Annotated in this window: 15 protein-coding genes; 2 read left to right on the top strand and 13 right to left on the bottom strand. The window is 65.1% G+C overall.

Annotated elements, in window-relative coordinates; genetic code table 11:
• The 3 genes from SB4_RS19120 to SB4_RS14525 form a co-directional block, all read right to left on the bottom strand.
• A partial coding sequence (locus SB4_RS19120) for a RelA/SpoT domain-containing protein (RefSeq protein WP_193753835.1) occupies positions 1-723 on the bottom strand: 723 nt, incomplete at its 3' end.
• 2 nt (positions 724-725) lie between these two features.
• Positions 726-1,781 (bottom strand): ribonucleotide-diphosphate reductase subunit beta, encoded by a 1,056-nt coding sequence (locus tag SB4_RS14530; protein ID WP_058716983.1) that lies wholly within the window; start codon positions 1,779-1,781, stop codon positions 726-728.
• A 46-nt stretch (positions 1,782-1,827) separates the two neighbouring features.
• A complete protein-coding gene (locus SB4_RS14525) occupies positions 1,828-2,025 on the bottom strand; it encodes a hypothetical protein (RefSeq protein ID WP_061779890.1) in 198 nt (65 codons plus the stop codon).
• Between the two features lie 56 nt (positions 2,026-2,081).
• On the opposite strand from SB4_RS14525, the gene SB4_RS14520 reads away from it, so the two are divergent.
• On the top strand, positions 2,082-2,333 hold the full coding sequence (locus SB4_RS14520; protein WP_058716985.1) for a DUF2171 domain-containing protein: 252 nt from the start codon (positions 2,082-2,084) through the stop codon (positions 2,331-2,333).
• Between the two features lie 77 nt (positions 2,334-2,410).
• On the opposite strand, the gene SB4_RS14515 is transcribed toward SB4_RS14520, so the two are convergent.
• From SB4_RS14515 to SB4_RS14500, 4 genes are all read right to left on the bottom strand, one after another.
• Positions 2,411-2,782 (bottom strand): endonuclease domain-containing protein, encoded by a 372-nt coding sequence (locus SB4_RS14515; RefSeq protein ID WP_241488636.1) that lies wholly within the window; start codon positions 2,780-2,782, stop codon positions 2,411-2,413.
• 128 nt (positions 2,783-2,910) lie between these two features.
• A complete protein-coding gene (locus SB4_RS14510) occupies positions 2,911-4,827 on the bottom strand; it encodes a ribonucleoside-diphosphate reductase subunit alpha (RefSeq protein ID WP_058753141.1) in 1,917 nt (638 codons plus the stop codon).
• Positions 4,828-5,165: 338 nt separating this feature from the next.
• Positions 5,166-5,624, bottom strand: a complete 459-nt coding sequence (locus SB4_RS14505) for a DUF3429 family protein (RefSeq protein WP_058753137.1) — start codon at positions 5,622-5,624, stop codon at positions 5,166-5,168.
• 69 nt (positions 5,625-5,693) lie between these two features.
• Complete coding sequence (locus SB4_RS14500) at positions 5,694-8,345, bottom strand: putative bifunctional diguanylate cyclase/phosphodiesterase (RefSeq protein ID WP_058753136.1); 2,652 nt, start codon at positions 8,343-8,345, stop codon at positions 5,694-5,696.
• 144 nt (positions 8,346-8,489) lie between these two features.
• Between SB4_RS14500 and SB4_RS14495 the strand changes: the two genes are divergently transcribed.
• Positions 8,490-10,013 carry a fumarate hydratase gene (locus SB4_RS14495; protein ID WP_058753135.1) on the top strand — a complete coding sequence of 508 codons (1,524 nt, stop codon included), beginning with the start codon at positions 8,490-8,492 and terminating at the stop codon, positions 10,011-10,013.
• A 67-nt stretch (positions 10,014-10,080) separates the two neighbouring features.
• Here SB4_RS14495 and SB4_RS14490 read toward each other — a convergent pair whose 3' ends face one another.
• The 6 genes from SB4_RS14490 to SB4_RS14465 all read right to left on the bottom strand — a co-directional run bounded on the left by SB4_RS14490 (position 10,081) and on the right by SB4_RS14465 (position 16,334).
• Entirely contained in the window at positions 10,081-10,599 is a 519-nt protein-coding gene (locus tag SB4_RS14490; RefSeq protein ID WP_058753134.1) for a hypothetical protein, read from the bottom strand.
• Positions 10,596-11,084, bottom strand: a complete 489-nt coding sequence (locus SB4_RS14485; protein ID WP_058753133.1) for a hypothetical protein — start codon at positions 11,082-11,084, stop codon at positions 10,596-10,598. The genes SB4_RS14490 and SB4_RS14485 overlap by 4 nt, the downstream gene beginning before the upstream one ends.
• 126 nt (positions 11,085-11,210) lie before the next feature.
• Positions 11,211-11,447: a helix-turn-helix transcriptional regulator gene (locus SB4_RS14480; RefSeq protein WP_058716992.1), complete on the bottom strand. Its 237-nt coding sequence runs from the start codon at positions 11,445-11,447 to the stop codon at positions 11,211-11,213.
• 206 nt (positions 11,448-11,653) lie between these two features.
• A complete protein-coding gene (locus tag SB4_RS14475; protein ID WP_058753132.1) occupies positions 11,654-13,441 on the bottom strand; it encodes an AMP-dependent synthetase/ligase in 1,788 nt (595 codons plus the stop codon).
• A 72-nt stretch (positions 13,442-13,513) separates the two neighbouring features.
• Positions 13,514-15,259 carry a gamma-glutamyltransferase gene (gene ggt / locus SB4_RS14470; protein WP_193753834.1) on the bottom strand — a complete coding sequence of 582 codons (1,746 nt, stop codon included), beginning with the start codon at positions 15,257-15,259 and terminating at the stop codon, positions 13,514-13,516.
• Positions 15,260-15,305: 46 nt separating this feature from the next.
• Positions 15,306-16,334 carry a quinone-dependent dihydroorotate dehydrogenase gene (locus tag SB4_RS14465; protein WP_058753131.1) on the bottom strand — a complete coding sequence of 343 codons (1,029 nt, stop codon included), beginning with the start codon at positions 16,332-16,334 and terminating at the stop codon, positions 15,306-15,308.
• Between the last annotated feature and the right edge of the window lie 81 nt (positions 16,335-16,415).

Genomic DNA, 16,415 nt, shown 5'->3' with positions numbered 1-16,415 from the left:
ATTGGGTTTGGACCCTAGGTGATGGAATCTTTCTAGTAATTCTGCGTCACTTAAATCTGGAAAGCATGATGGCATAGATTCGTATTTTCTGGATAATATTTCGCTAGAAATTGCGAAAAAATCGATAAATTCTGGAGCGCCCTGCTCGAATTTTGGGTTGTTATGGGTTAATAGCCCGGCCACCTCCACGGCCGTTGCCCATGAATGTTGTAAAAGCGTTCTATACTGAATTTCTATCAGTAAGCCTTTCCAAGGATCTGCCGCCGCCGACCGGCTTTCATATTCGTAAACATCATGGATTCCCCGGTACCCATTGTCCTTGGGATGAAGAATGTAGTTCCATTTGCTATCGTCCAGGCTGCGGCGCGTATGCGCGAAACGAGCGCGATGAACGTTTTGTCGAAAGCTATTCAGATTTGCTATGTTAGGAAAGATAACACGACATCCTGCGATGTCGTGCATCCGTCCGAGCTGCATTTGTGGGAAGCGTTGAAGTTTGTTCATAATCGTGGGGCGGCGCTTCAAACGCGTTCCAACTACGATATCCGTTCCTCGTGAGCGGCGCCTTAGGTTGACTTGAAATGTATTAATCACCCAGCCATGCGACGCTCGCCAGTTCTCAAGCACTAAGCTGTCTTCAAAACTCGAAGCGCCATTTGCAATACGGGTGCCTGCCTTTGACACCTGTTTGCGGGAATAGCGTGGCTGGGTAAAAGTAGCCATATTTACTCCGCCGCGACGCCTGCGGCCGAGAACATGTCGCCAGTTTCGCTCGGCTCTTCGTTGGCGGCCTTGTTGGCCTTCGCCTTCTGGCGGGTGTCGAACGCGTCCCAGACGTCGTTCCACTGGCCGCGCGTCGCCGCCTTGGAATATTCCGTCGCGCGCGTCTCGAAGAAGTTGGCGTGCTCGACGCCGTTGAGCAGCGGGGTCAGCCAAGGCAGGGGATGCTCGTCGATCATGTAGATCGGCTTCAGGCCCAACTGGCCCAGGCGCCAGTCGGCGATGTAGCGGATATATTTCTTGATATCCTTGGCCGTCATGCCGCTGACCGGGCCCATCTCGAACGCCAGATCGATGAAGTTATCCTCCAGCCGCACCGTCGTCTGGCACTGGTCGGCGATATCGTCCTTCACCGCCTTGGTCAGGCAGCCGCGCTCCTTGGTGAAGGCGTGGAACAGCTGGATGATCCCCTCGCAGTGCAGCGACTCGTCGCGCACCGACCAGGTGACGATCTGGCCCATGCCCTTCATCTTGTTGAAGCGCGGGAAGTTCATCAGCATCGCGAAGGACGCGAACAGCTGCACGCCCTCGGTAAAGCCGCCGAACATGGCCAGCGTGCGCGCGATATCCTCGTCATTGTCGACGCCGAACTTCTGCAGATAGTCGTGCTTGTCCTTCATCTCGGCATATTCGAGGAAGGCGCCATATTCGCTCTCGGGCATGCCGATCGTGTCGAGCAGATGGCTGTACGCCGCGATATGCACTGTCTCCATGTTGGAGAAGGCGGTCAGCATCATCTTGACCTCGGTCGGCTTGAACACCCGGCCGTATTTCTCGTGATAGCAGTCCTGCACCTCGACGTCCGCCTGGGTGAAGAAGCGGAAGATCTGGGTCAGCAGGTTGCGCTCGTGATCGGTCAGCTTCTGCGCCCAATCGCGGCAATCCTCGCCCAGCGGCACCTCTTCGGGCAGCCAGTGGAGCTGTTGCTGGCGCTTCCAGAACTCGAACGCCCAGGGATATTCAAAGGGCTTGTACTGCTTGGAGGCTTGAAGGAGGGACATGGGGGTTACTCCGGGTACGAATGAGATGAAGAGGGTGAAGGCCGGTTCAGCCGCTGCTCGCCCAGGAGCGCAGAGCGGTGGCAAAACCGGCGAGAATGATCCCGCCCGTGGCGAACATGGTGCCCGCGATCAGCCGGGCATAACGGCCCTCGTCCGACTGCGGGCGGCGGAGTTGCAGCAGAAGCGTTGCACCGATCCCGGTTAACAGGGCGGCAACGCCGTACATGATCGTGGCCCCTGTCATGCGACCAATTCCGGGCTGGCGCGTTCCGAACCCGAACCCAACACAGGAGACGAACAATGGTCGATGTCAGCCAGATCAAGGAACATGCGGAAGTCGTCGGTGCGGACGGCGTCCATGTCGGGACCGTCGACCATGTCGAGGGCGACCGCATCAAGCTGACCAAGAACGACAGCCCCCAGACCCAGGACGGGCAGGGCGCCAAGCATCACTATCTGCCGATCGGCCTGGTTGCCGAGGTGGAAGGCAACACGGTGCGTCTGTCGGCGACCGCCCAGAACGCCGTCGACGAGTTCGAAGAGGCGGAGTGATTTCCCACTCCCTCTCCCCTTGTGGGAGAGGGAGGGACCCGCGGCCATAGGCCGTGGGAGGGTGAGGGGGCCGTCCATCACGGGCGGCCCTTTTGCTTATGGGCGATCCACGCGCCGATCGCCGTCACGACACCGTCGAGCTGGGTCATCACGTCGGCATTGGCTAAACGGATCACGTCGTAACCTTCGTGTTCGAGAAAGCGGGTGCGCCGGGCATCGCTTTCCTGTTTCAGCGCATGGTCGTCGCCGTCGACCTCGACGATCACTCGGGCCACGTGCGAGCAGAAATCCACATGGTATGGTCCGATTGGGACCTGACGACGAAACTTCATGGTCGGCAAAGCATCACGTAGCGCGCGCCATAACCGCCGTTCTGGATCACCAGCATTCTGGCGCAGCTCACGCGAGCGGGTGACGGTCGTCGCGGGCAGCAGCTGGCGTTTGGTCAAGCCCCGGGCATTGCCCCTCACCCTTCCCACGGCCTTTGGCCGCGGGCCCCTTCCCTCTCCCACAAGGGGAGAGGGAGGTGAGGAAGGACGATGGGTCATTATGTGCCTTCCCGTAGGCGGTCATCACCTCACTGACACGCCAGGCATTCGTCATAATCGGTCGTTTCCCCGATCTCGAACTTCGGTGCGCTGATCGTATTGTCGGCCTCGACGCCGCCCGACCCGGCGAACCCGGCGCGCTGCACCGACTTCGAGCGGAGATAATAGAGCGACTTGATGCCCAGCTCCCACGCGCGGAAGTGGAGCATGAGGAGGTCCCACTTTTCCACATCGGCCGGGATGAAAAGGTTCAGCGACTGCGCCTGGTCGATATAAGGCGTGCGGTCACCCGCCAGTTCGAGCAGCCAGCGCTGGTCGATCTCGAACGAGGTCTTGAACGTGTCCTTTTCCTCCTGGGACAGGAAGTCGAGATGCTGGACCGAGCCGCCATGCTCGAGGATCGAGTTCCAGACCGAGTCCGCGTTCTTCGCCTTCTCGATCAGCAGCTTTTCCAGATAGGGGTTCTTCACGACGAACGAACCGGACAGCGTCTTGTGGGTATAGATGTTCGCCGGGATCGGTTCGATGCACGCGCTGGTGCCGCCGCAGATGATGCTGATCGACGCGGTCGGCGCGATCGCCATCTTGCAGCTGAAGCGTTCCATCACGCCGACATCGGCCGCGTCGGGGCAGGGCCCGCGCTCGACCGCCAGGGTCATCGACGCCTGGTTCACCTGGGCGCTGACATGTTTGAACATGCGCAGGTTCCACGACTTGGCCATCGCCCCCTCGAAGGGAATGCCACGCGCCTGGAGGAAGCTGTGGAAGCCCATCACGCCCAGGCCGACCGAGCGTTCGCGGCTGGCGGAATAGGCGGCGCGCTCCATGCCCGGCTCATGGCGCTCGATATAGTCCTGCAGGACATTGTCGAGGAAACGCATCACGTCCTCGATGAACTGCTTGTCGTCCTTCCACTCGTCCCAGGTTTCCAGGTTCAGCGACGACAGGCAGCAGACGGCGGTGCGGTCCTTGCCCTTATGGTCGATGCCGGTCGGCAGGGTGATTTCCGAACACAGGTTCGACGTCGACACCTTCAGCCCCAGCTCGCGGTGATGCTTGGGCATGTTCTTGTTCACATGGTCGGCGAAGACGATGTACGGCTCGCCGGTCGCCAGACGGGTCTCGACCAGCTTCTGGAACAGCGCGCGCGCGTCGACGGTCGCGCGGACCTCGCCGGTCTTGGGGCTCTTGAGATGCCATTCGGCGCCGTCGCGCACCGCCTCCATGAAGGCGTCGGGGATCAGCACGCCGTGATGGAGGTTCAGCGCCTTGCGGTTGAAGTCGCCGCTGGGCTTGCGGATTTCCAGGAACTCCTCGATCTCGGGGTGCGAGATGTCGAGATAGCAGGCGGCCGAGCCGCGACGCAGCGAACCCTGGCTGATCGCCAGCGTCAGCGAGTCCATCACGCGGACGAAGGGGATGATGCCGCTGGTCTTGCCGTTAAGACCCACCGGCTCGCCGATGCCGCGCACATTGCCCCAATAGGTGCCGATGCCGCCGCCGCGCGACGCCAGCCACACATTCTCGTTCCAGGTGGTGACGATGCCGTCCAGGCTGTCGGGCACCGAGTTCAGGTAGCAGCTGATCGGCAGGCCGCGACCGGTGCCGCCGTTCGACAGGACCGGCGTGGCGGGCATGAACCACAGCTTCGAGATATAGTCGTACAGCCGCTGGGCGTGCTCGGCATTGTCGGCATAGGCCGAGGCGACGCGCACGAACAGGTCCTGATAGCTTTCGCCGGGCAGGAGGTAGCGGTCGTTCAGCGTTTCCTTGCCGAAATCGGTCAGCCGCGCATCGCGCGCATGGTCGACCTCGACCGGATAGGGTTGCGGGCGCACCGACTTGGTATCGGCGGGCGTCGGGGCAGGCGCGGCTACCGTGTCGGCGGCCATTTTCTCAAGCATATCAGTCGTCATGTCGCTATCCCGGCTATCCCTGAAATCCATCATCGATGCCGCTCCTTTGTTCTTGTTCCGTTCGAGTCGGCATCATGCCCCGTAACACCCCGCGCCGCGTACGTCGCGATCCGGGCAGAGGGTCGGACGAGACGCCGTTTCCGGTGTCCGGTCTTTGTCCCTGTCCTACCAGTGCTTGGGGCCGCCCCCGACCTCTTCCACAATCCATAGTGGAAAATCCCGGGCGGGACCGCAAGAGCCTAAAGCATGGGGAGCGGGTTGGTTGCGACGAATGACGCTTGCGTCAGGCGCTCGAAAAGCCGCGACGCACGGATGTCTGCGGGGTTCGCGAAGCGCAAGCCCCTAAAAATTTTTTTAGGCGGTTGCGATTAACCGAATGACAATAGGAGCAGCGCGATCAGGCCGACCAGCGCGACCGCCATTTGCGGTGGCCGCAGCCGTGCGAAATGCTCGGGCGCTCCGCCCCAGCGGGCCGTCCAGGGATCGGTCACCGCGATCGACGCATAGCCCAGGATCAGCAGCACGAACGCCGTCAACGGCCCGGCGATCAGGGCGAGCAGCCCCAAGGTGAAGCGCAATCCCATGACCAGCATCTGCGACCGGTGCGGCCCGCCCGGCGTGAAGAAGCTGAGCCCCCGCGCCACGCCCGCCAGAAAGATCAGGATGGCCGCGCCCCATATCTGGCCGATCAGCAAGGCCAGCGGCGCCCCCGTCCAGGCGGCCAGTGCGGCCAGCGGCAGGACGAGCACCGGGCCGTAACCGAAGACAATACTGAGCGCGGGGATGCGGGGCGAAGCGCCTTCGGGCGTCGGGGCGGAAACAGTCATGACGCCGCGAACGTGCGGGAGGCAGTTTCCTATCCCGATGTAAATCCTAGCCTTGCAGCGGGAGCGGCATCACGCAGACTGGCGGTGATGGTCGTGGTTATCGTCGCCTTCCAGCCAGGGGTGATCCTCGGCCAGCGGCGTGGCGAAGGCGATGCCGACCCGCCCCTCGCGCTCCCAGCGTATATAGCCGCGCAAGGGGCGGTCCGCGCCCAGGCGGATGCCGATCGCCGCGCCGCATACGATATAGGCGGGGGGCAGCCCCTCGATCATCACGCCGGTCGTCGACATGTCGCGGATGCGCACATCGATCGTCGCGGTGCCCGACATGACCTGGGCGGTGCGCAGGATCTTCATGCGCGGGCGGCGATTGGATTTCAGGCCGACCGGCTCGGCGCGGCCCTCGCGATCGCGCAGCATCCGGTGCACTTCGTCCGATCCGGCGGGCTTGCCATAGACATAGCCCTGGATGTGGCTGCACCCCAGGTCGCGGATCAGCTCGATCTCATCCTGAATCTCGACGCCCTCGGCGGTCGTCTCCATGCCCAGCGTGTCGGCCAGCGTCACGATCGCACGGATGATCGCGGCGTTGCGGCTGCCGGCGCGGATCGCGCCGTGGACGAAGGACTGGTCAATCTTGATCTTGTCGAACGGCGCGCGGCGCAGATAGCCGAGCGAGGAATAGCCGGTGCCAAAATCGTCGAGCGCCAGGCGGACGCCCAGCGCCTTGAGCGCAGCGAATTTGCGGTCCGACTCCTGATTGTCGTTCAGGAACACGCTTTCGGTGATCTCCAGCTCCAGCCGCGACGGCTCCAGCCCCGATTGCGCCAGCGCCTGAGAAACGAGAGCGGGCAGATGCGGCTTGGCGAACTGGATCGACGAGACGTTGACCGCGACGCGCGCGGGGCGGGGCCAGCTCGCCGCCTCCAGGCAGGCGGTACGCATCACCCATTCGCCGATCTGCTCGATCAGCCCGCACTCCTCGGCGATCGGCACGAATTGCGCGGGCGAGATGTCGCCCTGGGTCGGGTGACGCCAGCGCAGCAGCGCCTCATAGCCGACGATCATCGCATCGCGGGTCGACACGACGGGCTGATAGGCGAGGTGGAACTGCCCTTGCGCGATGGCGACGCGCAAATCCTCCTCCATCCGCTTGCGGCTGCGCGCGCCTTCCAGCATCGCCTCGGCATAGAAACGGTGGACGCCGCGCCCGTCGCCCTTGGCGGCATAGAGGCCAAGGTCGGCGTTGCGGATCAGGGTCTGCGAATCCGCGCCGTCCTCCGGCGCGATGGCGATGCCGATCGAACAGCCGATCGTCACCTCGTTGCCGTGCACGTCATAGGGGCGCGACAGGGTGACGATGATCTCCTTGGCGAGGCTGGCCAGCCGGTCGCGCGAGTCGATACCGGGCAGCAGGATCTGGAACTCGTCGCCGCCCAGGCGCCCGACCAGCCCGACATCGCCCACCACCTGTTCCAGCCGCCGCGCGACCAGCTGCAGCAACAGGTCGCCTGCCGGATGGCCGAGCGTGTCGTTGACCGCCTTGAACCGGTCCAGGTCCATCAGGAACAAGGCGGTCGGGCGATAGGGGCTGACCGACTGTTTCAACGTCTTGTCGAGCGACAGCTTCATGCGCTGGCGATTGGCCAGGCCGGTCAGGCTGTCGAACAGCGCCAGTCGGGTGATCTCCGCCTCCGACCGGCGCTTTTCGGTCAGGTCGGACCCCGATCCGATAAAGCCGCGGAACCGGCCGATGCTGTCGATGATCGGCCGCCCCGAAATCGACCACCAGCGATCGGCGACGGCGGGGCCGCCCGCCACCGCACAGACCGTATAGTCGGAAAAGCTGGTGCGTGACGCCATGTGGAAGGACAGGGTGCGTTCGCTGCCCGGCGCGGTGGAATCCATGTGGAACAGCTCGGTCAGCGCATGGCCGTGATAGTCGCCGTCCGGCCCGACCAGATCGTCGGCGACCTTCTTCGACAGATAGGTCAGCCGTCCCTGGCGATCGGTTTCCCAGAACCAGCCGGTGCCATGTTCCTCGAACTCGGCGATCATCTTGACCGCCTGTTGCCCCTGGCCGAACTCGCGGGCCCGCGCGCGTGCCGCATCATAGTCCACCCGGCCCAGGCGCTGCGCCTTCAGCACCAGGAACAGCAGCGGCGGCGTGACGGCGGCCAGCACGGGCAGGACGGGCACGCCCCAGGCCAGCGCGGCGATCGGCGCCAGGAACGCAAAGCCGAAGGAATAGCCGAGCAGCGCGCCGCGCACCGGGTTCAGCATCGCCGCCATCGACCACATCGCGCAGATCAGCGCCAGTGCCGAGGCCCATCCGTGGCTGCCGGACTGCGACCCGGTCAGGATCAGCAGCAGCGGCGCCGTGGTGAGCGACAGGACCAGACCCATCACGCTCAGCCATTGCTTGAACCGGTAAAAGGGCCATTGCCGCGATTGGCCCCGCCACAGGACGATGCCGAATGCCACCGTGCCCAGCATCATGGCCGTGCAGCCGATGGCCTTTTCGATCAGCACCGGCCGGGGATCGCTCAGCGCGCCGAAGCCCGCGATGATCGCCACCGTGACGAGATTCTGCAGGATCGCCAGCGGCCATGTCCGACACAGCCTCTTCAACCGATCGAGGTGCAACGAGATCAGCAGCTCGTCATTGTCCTCGACGAGACCGATCAGGGCCAGAAAGGGGATTCGGTCGGTGGCGGACGGCATGAGGATATCGCGGTTCCACTGGGGTTCGACCGACCCTCGCGAATCGAGGTTAAGATTGATTGAAGCATGGCATCATCGCGAATCGCAGAACCGGTGAACGACGGGCGTTGCGTGCGCGGCCCCGCTGTCGCAAAAGGCCACCCCATGACGACCCTGATCCGCGACACCGACCTGATCGAGAGCGTGGCCGACGCGCTCCAGTTCATCAGCTACTATCACCCGATGGATTATATCCGTGCGCTGGGTAAGGCCTATGAGGCCGAGAAGAGCCCGGCGGCCAAGGATGCCATTGCGCAGATCCTGACCAACAGCCGCATGTGCGCGGAGGGCTATCGCCCGATCTGCCAGGACACCGGCATCGTCACGGTCTTCGTGAAATGGGGCCAGGACTGCCGCCTGTCGGGCGACCGCTCGCTTCAGGAAGTCGTCGATGAGGGCGTGCGCCGCGCCTATCTCCACCCCGAAAACAAGCTGCGCGCCTCGATCCTCGCCGACCCCGCCTTCACCCGCCGCAACACCAAGGACAACACGCCCAGCGTCCTGCATGTCGAGATGGTGCCGGGCAACAAGGTGACGGTCGACGTCGCGGCCAAGGGCGGCGGGTCGGAGAACAAGTCGAAGTTCAAGATGATGAACCCGTCCGACTCGATCGTCGATTGGGTGCTGGAGATGGTGCCGCAAATGGGCGCGGGCTGGTGCCCGCCGGGCATGCTCGGCATCGGCATCGGCGGCACCGCCGAGAAGGCGGTCCTGCTCGCCAAGGAATCGCTGATGGGCGCGATCGACATGGGGCAGCTGAAGGAACGCGGCCCCCGCAACGATATCGAGGCGCTGCGTATCGAGCTGTTCGACAAGGTCAACGCACTGGGCATCGGCGCGCAGGGACTGGGCGGCCTGTCCACCATCCTCGACGTCAAGATCCTCGACTGGCCGACCCACGCCGCGTCCAAGCCCGTCGCGATGATCCCCAATTGCGCCGCGACCCGCCATGCGCACTTCACGCTGGACGGCTCGGGCCCGGTCTATCTGGAGGCGCCCAAGCTGGAGGAATGGCCGAAGGTCGACTGGAAGCCCGACCTGCAAGCCGCCAAGCGCGTCGACCTGAACACGCTGACGCCCGAAGAGGTGAAGAGCTGGAAGCATGGCGACCGGCTGCTGCTCAACGGCAAGATGCTCACGGGGCGCGACGCCGCGCATAAGCGGATCAAGGACATGCTCGACCGCGGCGAGGAACTGCCGGTCGAGTTCAAGGGCCGGGTGATCTATTATGTCGGCCCGGTCGATCCGGTCGGCGAGGAAGTGGTCGGCCCGGCGGGCCCGACGACCGCGACGCGCATGGACAAGTTCACCCGCATGATGCTCGACCAGGGCCTGCTGGCGATGGTCGGCAAGGCCGAGCGCGGGCCCGCAGCGACCGACGCGATCCGCGAATATCAGTCCGCCTATCTGATGGCGGTCGGCGGCGCGGCCTATCTGGTCGCCCGCGCGATCAAGGGATCGAAGGTCGTCGGCTTCGAGGATCTGGGCATGGAGGCGATCTACGAGTTTGACGTGGAGAATTTCCCCGTCACCGTCGCAGTCGATTCCGAAGGCCAGAACGTCCACACCCTGGCCCCGCTGGTCTGGCGCGACAAGATCGCCAAGGAAGGCCTGCTGACCCCGGCGTGATCCATTTGCCCTCCCTGTCGGTGATAGGGAGGGCTTCGCCGCCGTTCAGACGACACGGCGGATAGGCTCAGTCGGCCTGATCGCCGTCCCGCTGCCATCGCACCGACCAGCTCGCATGGGCGGTCGGCATGGCGTTGAGGATGGCGAACAGCAGGAACAGGGTCTGCGCACCGCCCTGCATAACCGCCTCTCGGGGATAGTCGAAGGCGAGGGCACCCATCATCAGCGCCAGCGCGATCATCGTCGTGACGGCAAACACCGCGAAGGTCACCAGATAGGCCCGCGCCCGAACCGCTTGGTCCCATTCGTCGGCCCGCTCCATGCCGCCAAAGGGCTTCAGCGGTCCCCATATCTGGACGAAGCAACCGATCGCGAACCCCAGCATCTCTATGCCATAGCCCAGCGAAGCGGCGGGGAAGCCCATCGCGTGGACCACCGAAAAGCCATAGCCGCCAAAGGCCAGCGCCAGCGCGAGTGTCGCGGGCCAGCGGAGCGGCCGACGTTTCGGTGTGCCCTTGGCCAGTGCGGGGATGCCCGTCCAATCGACCATGGTATCGAGTCGCGCGAAGAATCGCTGGTTGGTCATAGCGTCTCGTCCTCGGCATCGGGCATCGGGACCATGAACTCGGCAAAGGTCGCGGGCAGGCTGATGCCGATGACCAGCAGGGTGACGAGCCAGCCGGTCCACTGCATCGGCCGGGTCGGCACCGGCCAGCCCAGGCCGGGCGCGGTGATCATCCAGCTGACCAGAAGCGCGACGAGGGCGATATAGGCGGCAAAGGCGCGGGCGGTGGCGCGCAGCAGCGCGGCATGCTCGAACTCGTCATACACGCCCAGGCCCTTGTCGGCGGCCCAGCTGTCTCGCGCGAAAGGCGAAAAGCCGATGACGAAGCCCGGCAGGAACGAAAGGAACAGCGGCGGATGGTCGTCCGTCCTGTACAGCGCCGTCGCGGTCAGCGCGACCATAGTCGCCCCGGCCAACGCCCAGCGGACCCAGTAGCGACGCGGACGCTCCTTCAGGCTGGCGGCATACCATTTGCGAAAATCATATCCGTCGCGATAGCCGGTCATGCGGCGTCCTCCTGCGGCAAGGGAATGGCGATTTCGGCGAAGAGGCGGGCAGCGCCGTGAACAGTGACGTCAGCGCCGTCGTGGGGATTGCTGGCTCCAGCGGCTCGAAGCGGGCGTCATGGCGCATCACGAATCTCCATCCCGGCGCAGCGCGTCGGTCAGCGAGGGGAAGGGGGAGAGGGAGAAGACCAGCTCGACCGGCGCGTCGAAATAGGCGGCGATCTTCAGGCCCAGTTCCAGGCTGGGCTTATAGTCGCCGCGTTCGAGATAACCGATCGTCTGCGGATTGACGCCGACCGCTTCCGCCAGCTCGCGCCGCGATACGTTGCGGTCGTTGCGGAAAAGGGCGATGCGGTTGTGCATATGGGCAAGCTATATGATGTGTTGTGTTTACACAACGATTCGTTTTGAGATGATTATGAGGAGCCGATCACATTCCTCCCCGGTCCGGGGAGGGGGGACCATGCGCAGCATGGTGGAGGGGGGATTGCCGCAGGGGACGTCCTTTATGGCAATCCCCCTCCGTCAGGCCTCCGGCCTGCCACCTCCCCGTGCCGGGGAGGATCGGGTCAATTCTTGTAGAGCGCGTCCAGCCGTTCGCCATAGACCTCACGCAGGACGTGGCGGCGGATCTTCAGCGATGGGGTCAGTTGCTGGTTCTCGATCGCAAAGGGTTCGTCGGCGATGATGAAGCGGCGGATACGCTCGGTCACCGACAGGTCGCGGTTCACCCGGTCGATCGCCGAGGAGATCGCCGCGCGAAAGTCCAGATCGTCGTCCAGCGCCGCGCGGTTGCAGCCCGTGCCCGACTTCGCGCACCATTCGGCGGTCCATTCCGCATCGGGCACGATCAGCGCGACCATATAGGGACGCCGATCGCCCGCAATCATCGCCTGCCCGATCTCGGGTTGCAGGGTCAGCATGCCCTCGACCTTCTGGGGGGCGACATTCTCGCCCTTGTCGTTGATGATCAGGTCCTTCTTGCGGTCGGTGATGCGCAGGCGCCCGGCCGCGTCGAATTCGCCGATATCGCCGGTATGGAGCCAGCCGTCCTTGAGCACCCGCTCGGTCTCGACCGGGTTGCGCCAATAACCGTGCATGACCAGCTCGCCGCGCACCAGGATCTCGCCATCCTCGGCGATCCGCACGTCGGTATCGGGCAGAGGCGGGCCGACCGTGTCCATGCGCACGCCCGACTTGGGGCGGTTGCAGGCGATGACCGGCGCAGCCTCGGTCTGGCCATAGCCCTGGAGCAGGGTAAGGCCGATCGAATGGAAGAACAGCCCGATCTCGGGGTTGAGTGGTGCGCCGCCCGATACCATCGCCTTGAGCCGACCGCCGAATCGCTTGGCGATCTTGGGCTTGAACAGCGTGTTGACCGCCAGCTGCGCGGGCCGGTCGATCAGGCGCAGTCGACCGTCATAGCTGCGGCGGCCGAGCGTCTGCGCCTGTTCAAGCAGCTTGGCACCCAATCCGCCCTTTTTCTCGATCGCCTTGGCGATGCGGGTGTGCAGCACCTCGAACAGGCGGGGGACGACGAACATGATCGTCGGCCCGACCTCCTCCATATTGGCGGCGAGCTTGTCGAGCCCTTCGGCATAATAGATCTGGCCGCCCAGCGAGATGGGGAAATGCTGGCCCCCGGTATGTTCATAGGCATGGGAGAGGGGCAGGAAGGACAGGAACACCTCGTCCCCCCAGCCGAAATCCTCCTCGATGATCGCACTGCATCCGGCGCAATTGTGCAGGATCGCGCCATGATGCTGCATCACCCCGCGCGGCGCGCCGCCGGTGCCCGAGGTATAGATGATGCAGGCCAGGTCCTCGCGGGTGAAATCGGCCTGCGTCGCCGCCATTGCCGGATCGGTCGGATGCGCGGCGATCATCGCGTCATATTGGCGGCAGTCGATGTGCGACGGCCCGAGCTTCAGCGGCTCGAACCCGATGACCGTCTGGACATGGTTGGAGCGGAGCGCGGCGGGCATCAGCGTCGCCGCCAGTTTCTGAGTCGACACGATGATCGCGCGCGCCCCCGAATTCTCGATGATATGGGTGTGATCGCGCTCGGTATTGGTGGTGTAGGTCGGCACGGTGACACAGCCCGCCGCCATGATGGCGAGGTCGGCGATGCACCATTCGGGGCGGTTTTCCGATACCAGCATCACCCGGTCGCCGCGTTGCAGCCCGGTCGCCTTCAGTCCGGCCGCCAGACTGGCGACCTGGCGCGCGGCCTCGGCCCAGCTGATCGACTGCCAGGCTCCGGCCTCCTTGCGCCACAGAAAGGGGGCGTTTCCCTTCTCGGCGGCACGCCTGAAGAACATGGTGACGAGATTGGGGAAATATTCGAGCGTACGCATGGTGCCTCTCCCACCGGCCCGTATCGCTGGACGTAACGCGCGATTGGGCTCTTTGTTGTCGTATCGTAAGGGTTATTCCGCCGGGCGACCTGGCTTGTCGCCGACGCGGGTGATCGCGCTGGTCCGGCCGCTCACGTCGATCGCGACGCCTTCGCTGCGCGGATCGGCGGCACCGACCCAGCGGTCGCCGACCCGCTCGATGGCATTGGCCTTCAGCCCCATCGGCGCGACGACCACCGTCTCGCCCAGCGCCTGCAGGCCGGGGACCAGTGCCTCCAGCGATGTGCCCTGTTCGACCGTCGCCACCTTATAGGGCGCGAATAGCAGGCCTTGCGCGATCGCATCCTGCGCGCTCAACTTCCAGTCGATGACGCCGATGATCGCCTTGGCGACCTGCGCGATGATGGTCGAGCCACCCGCAGCCCCCATCGCCAGGCGGACTTTGCCGTCGGGGCCATAGACGATGGTCGGCGACATCGAGCTGCGCGGGCGCTTGCCGCCCTCGACCCGGTTGGCGACCAGATCGCCGTCCTTGACCGGCACGATGTCGAAATCGGTCAGCTCGTTGTTCAGCATCGTCCCGTCGACCGACAGGCCCGATCCGAACGAGCCCTCGACGGTGGTCGTGACCTCGGCGACATTGCCTGCGCTATCCACGGTGACGAGGTCGGTGGTGCCCGGCACCTCGCTGACCGGCGCCCGCACGCGCGGCGGTGCACCGGGCGGCGTGCCCGGAGAGACCGACGCCATGGTCCGGTCGGGCGAGATCAGCGCCGAACGGCTGGCAATATAGGCCGGGTCGAACAGCCCCTTGATCGGCACCTGGACATAATCGGGATCGCCCAGATACATGTCGCGGTCGGCATAGGCGAGGCGCGAGGCCTCGGCGAACAGATGCCAGGCGACCGGCGAATCCTTGCCCAGCCTGGCCATGTCGAAACGTTCGAGCAGCTTCAGGATCGACAGCATCGTCGATCCGCCGCCCGAGGACGGCCCCATGCTGCAAATCCGATAGCCGCGATAGGTGGCGCAAAGCGGCGGGCGCGGCTTGGCGGTGTAGCTGGCGAGGTCGCCGGTCGTCATCTTCGACGGATTGCGCTGGGCGGTGTTGACGGTCGTCACCAGATTCTGCGCCTGAGGGCCGACATAGAAGCTGTCGGGGCCGAGCTTGGCGATCCGCTCCAGCAGCGCGGCCTGTTCGGGATTGCGGATGACGCTGCCGAGCGGGAGCACCTGCCCGTCGGGGCCGGTCAGCCGGGCGCGGGTGGCGGCGTCGACATGGCCGCCATAGCGGGTCAGCGCGGTCTGGAGGCGCGGGGTCAGCTTGAAGCCGTCGCGCGCCAGCCGGATCGCGGGCTGGAACAACCGCGCCCAGGGCAGCTTGCCGCCTTGCGCATGGGCCAGCGCCATGCCGCGCAGCGCGCCGGGCACGCCGACGCTGCGCCCGCCGGGCACGGCATCGGCATGGCTGAGCGGGCGGCCATCGGGGCCGTAGAACCAGTCGGGCGTGGCGGCCATCGGCGCGGTTTCGCGCGCGTCGATCGTATTGGTGCCGCGCGCGTCATGGCGCACCCAATAGCTGCCGCCGCCGATACCGGAGCTTTGCGGCTCGACCACGTTCAGCGCCAGCATCGTCGCGATGGCGGCATCGGTCGCGCTGCCGCCTGCACGCAGGATTTCCACCCCGGCGGCGGCGGCGCGGGGGTCGGCGGCGCTGACCATGCCGGTGGCGGGAGCCTTGGCGGCGGGCTGGCGCGCCTCAACGGGCGCGGCGAGCGGCAGCGCGAGCGCCGCGACGGACAAGAGCCAGTGCTTCATGGCCGCGACCCTAGCGGCAAGCCTCGCCCCGCGCCAAGCCGTAACGTCAGGCGCCGACGGCCTCCGCCACGCTGGCAAAGCCGTCGCGGGTGAGCAGTGCATTGAGATCGGCGAGGATGCGTGCGGCGAGGCCGGGCCCCTCATAGACCAGCGCCGAATAGAGCTGGACCAGGCTCGCCCCGGCGCGGATGCGGGCATAGGCCTCTGCACCGGAGTCGATGCCGCCCGCTGCGATCAGCGTCATCGCGGTCCCGGTGGCCTTGCGAAAATCGGCGAGGCGCGCACGGGCGAGCGGGGCCAGCGGACGGCCCGACAGCCCGCCGGTCTCGGCGGCGTTGGCGCTCTTCACGTCCGGCCGGGTGATGGTGGTGTTGCCGATGATGATCGCGTCCAGCCGGTTGTCGATCGCAGCGCGCGCGATCTCGTCGATCTGGGCGGGGTCGAGGTCGGGGGCGACCTTCAGGAACAGCGGCACACGGCCCGCCGCCTCACGCGACGCGGCCAGCAATTCGGCCAGCGCGGCGCCATGTTGCAGGTCGCGCAGGCCCGGCGTGTTGGGGCTGGAGATGTTGATCGTGACATAGTCGGCGATCGGTGCCGCCTGAGTCACGCCGTGGCGATAATCGGCGATGCGGTCGGCGGCATCTTTGTTCGCGCCGACATTGATGCCCAGCACGCCCTTGCGCTTGGCGGCCTTCACCCGCGCCAGCCCCGCATCCAGTCCGCCATTGTTGAAACCGTAGCGGTTGACCACGCCCTTGTCCTCGACCAGCCGGAACAGGCGGGGCTTGGGATTGCCGGGCTGGGACTTGGGGGTCAGCGTGCCGATTTCGACCATGCCGAAGCCCAGGCCGAAAAAGCCGTCGATCGCCTCGCCATTCTTGTCGACTCCGGCCGCCAGCCCCAGCGGGTTGGCGAAGTCGATCCTCGCGACCGTGGTCGCAAGGCGCGGATAGCGTGCCGGGTCTGCTCCAATCGGTGCGCCGAGTGCGCCCCAGCGCGACAGCATCGCGACCGTCAGACCATGGGCGCGCTCGGCATCGAGCGCGAAGAGGAGCGGGTGATAAAAGGCCATGTCGGCCCGGTTAGCGGATTGCGGTAGGAGGGGGAAGCGGGGCTCTATCTTCTCCCCTCCCGCTGTCATTGCTCCCCCTCC

The sequence above is a fragment of the Sphingomonas sanguinis genome (assembly GCF_001476905.1).
In the GTDB taxonomy this organism is placed as follows: domain Bacteria; phylum Pseudomonadota; class Alphaproteobacteria; order Sphingomonadales; family Sphingomonadaceae; genus Sphingomonas; species Sphingomonas sanguinis_B.
This window is presented reverse-complemented; position numbering and strand designations above follow the sequence as displayed.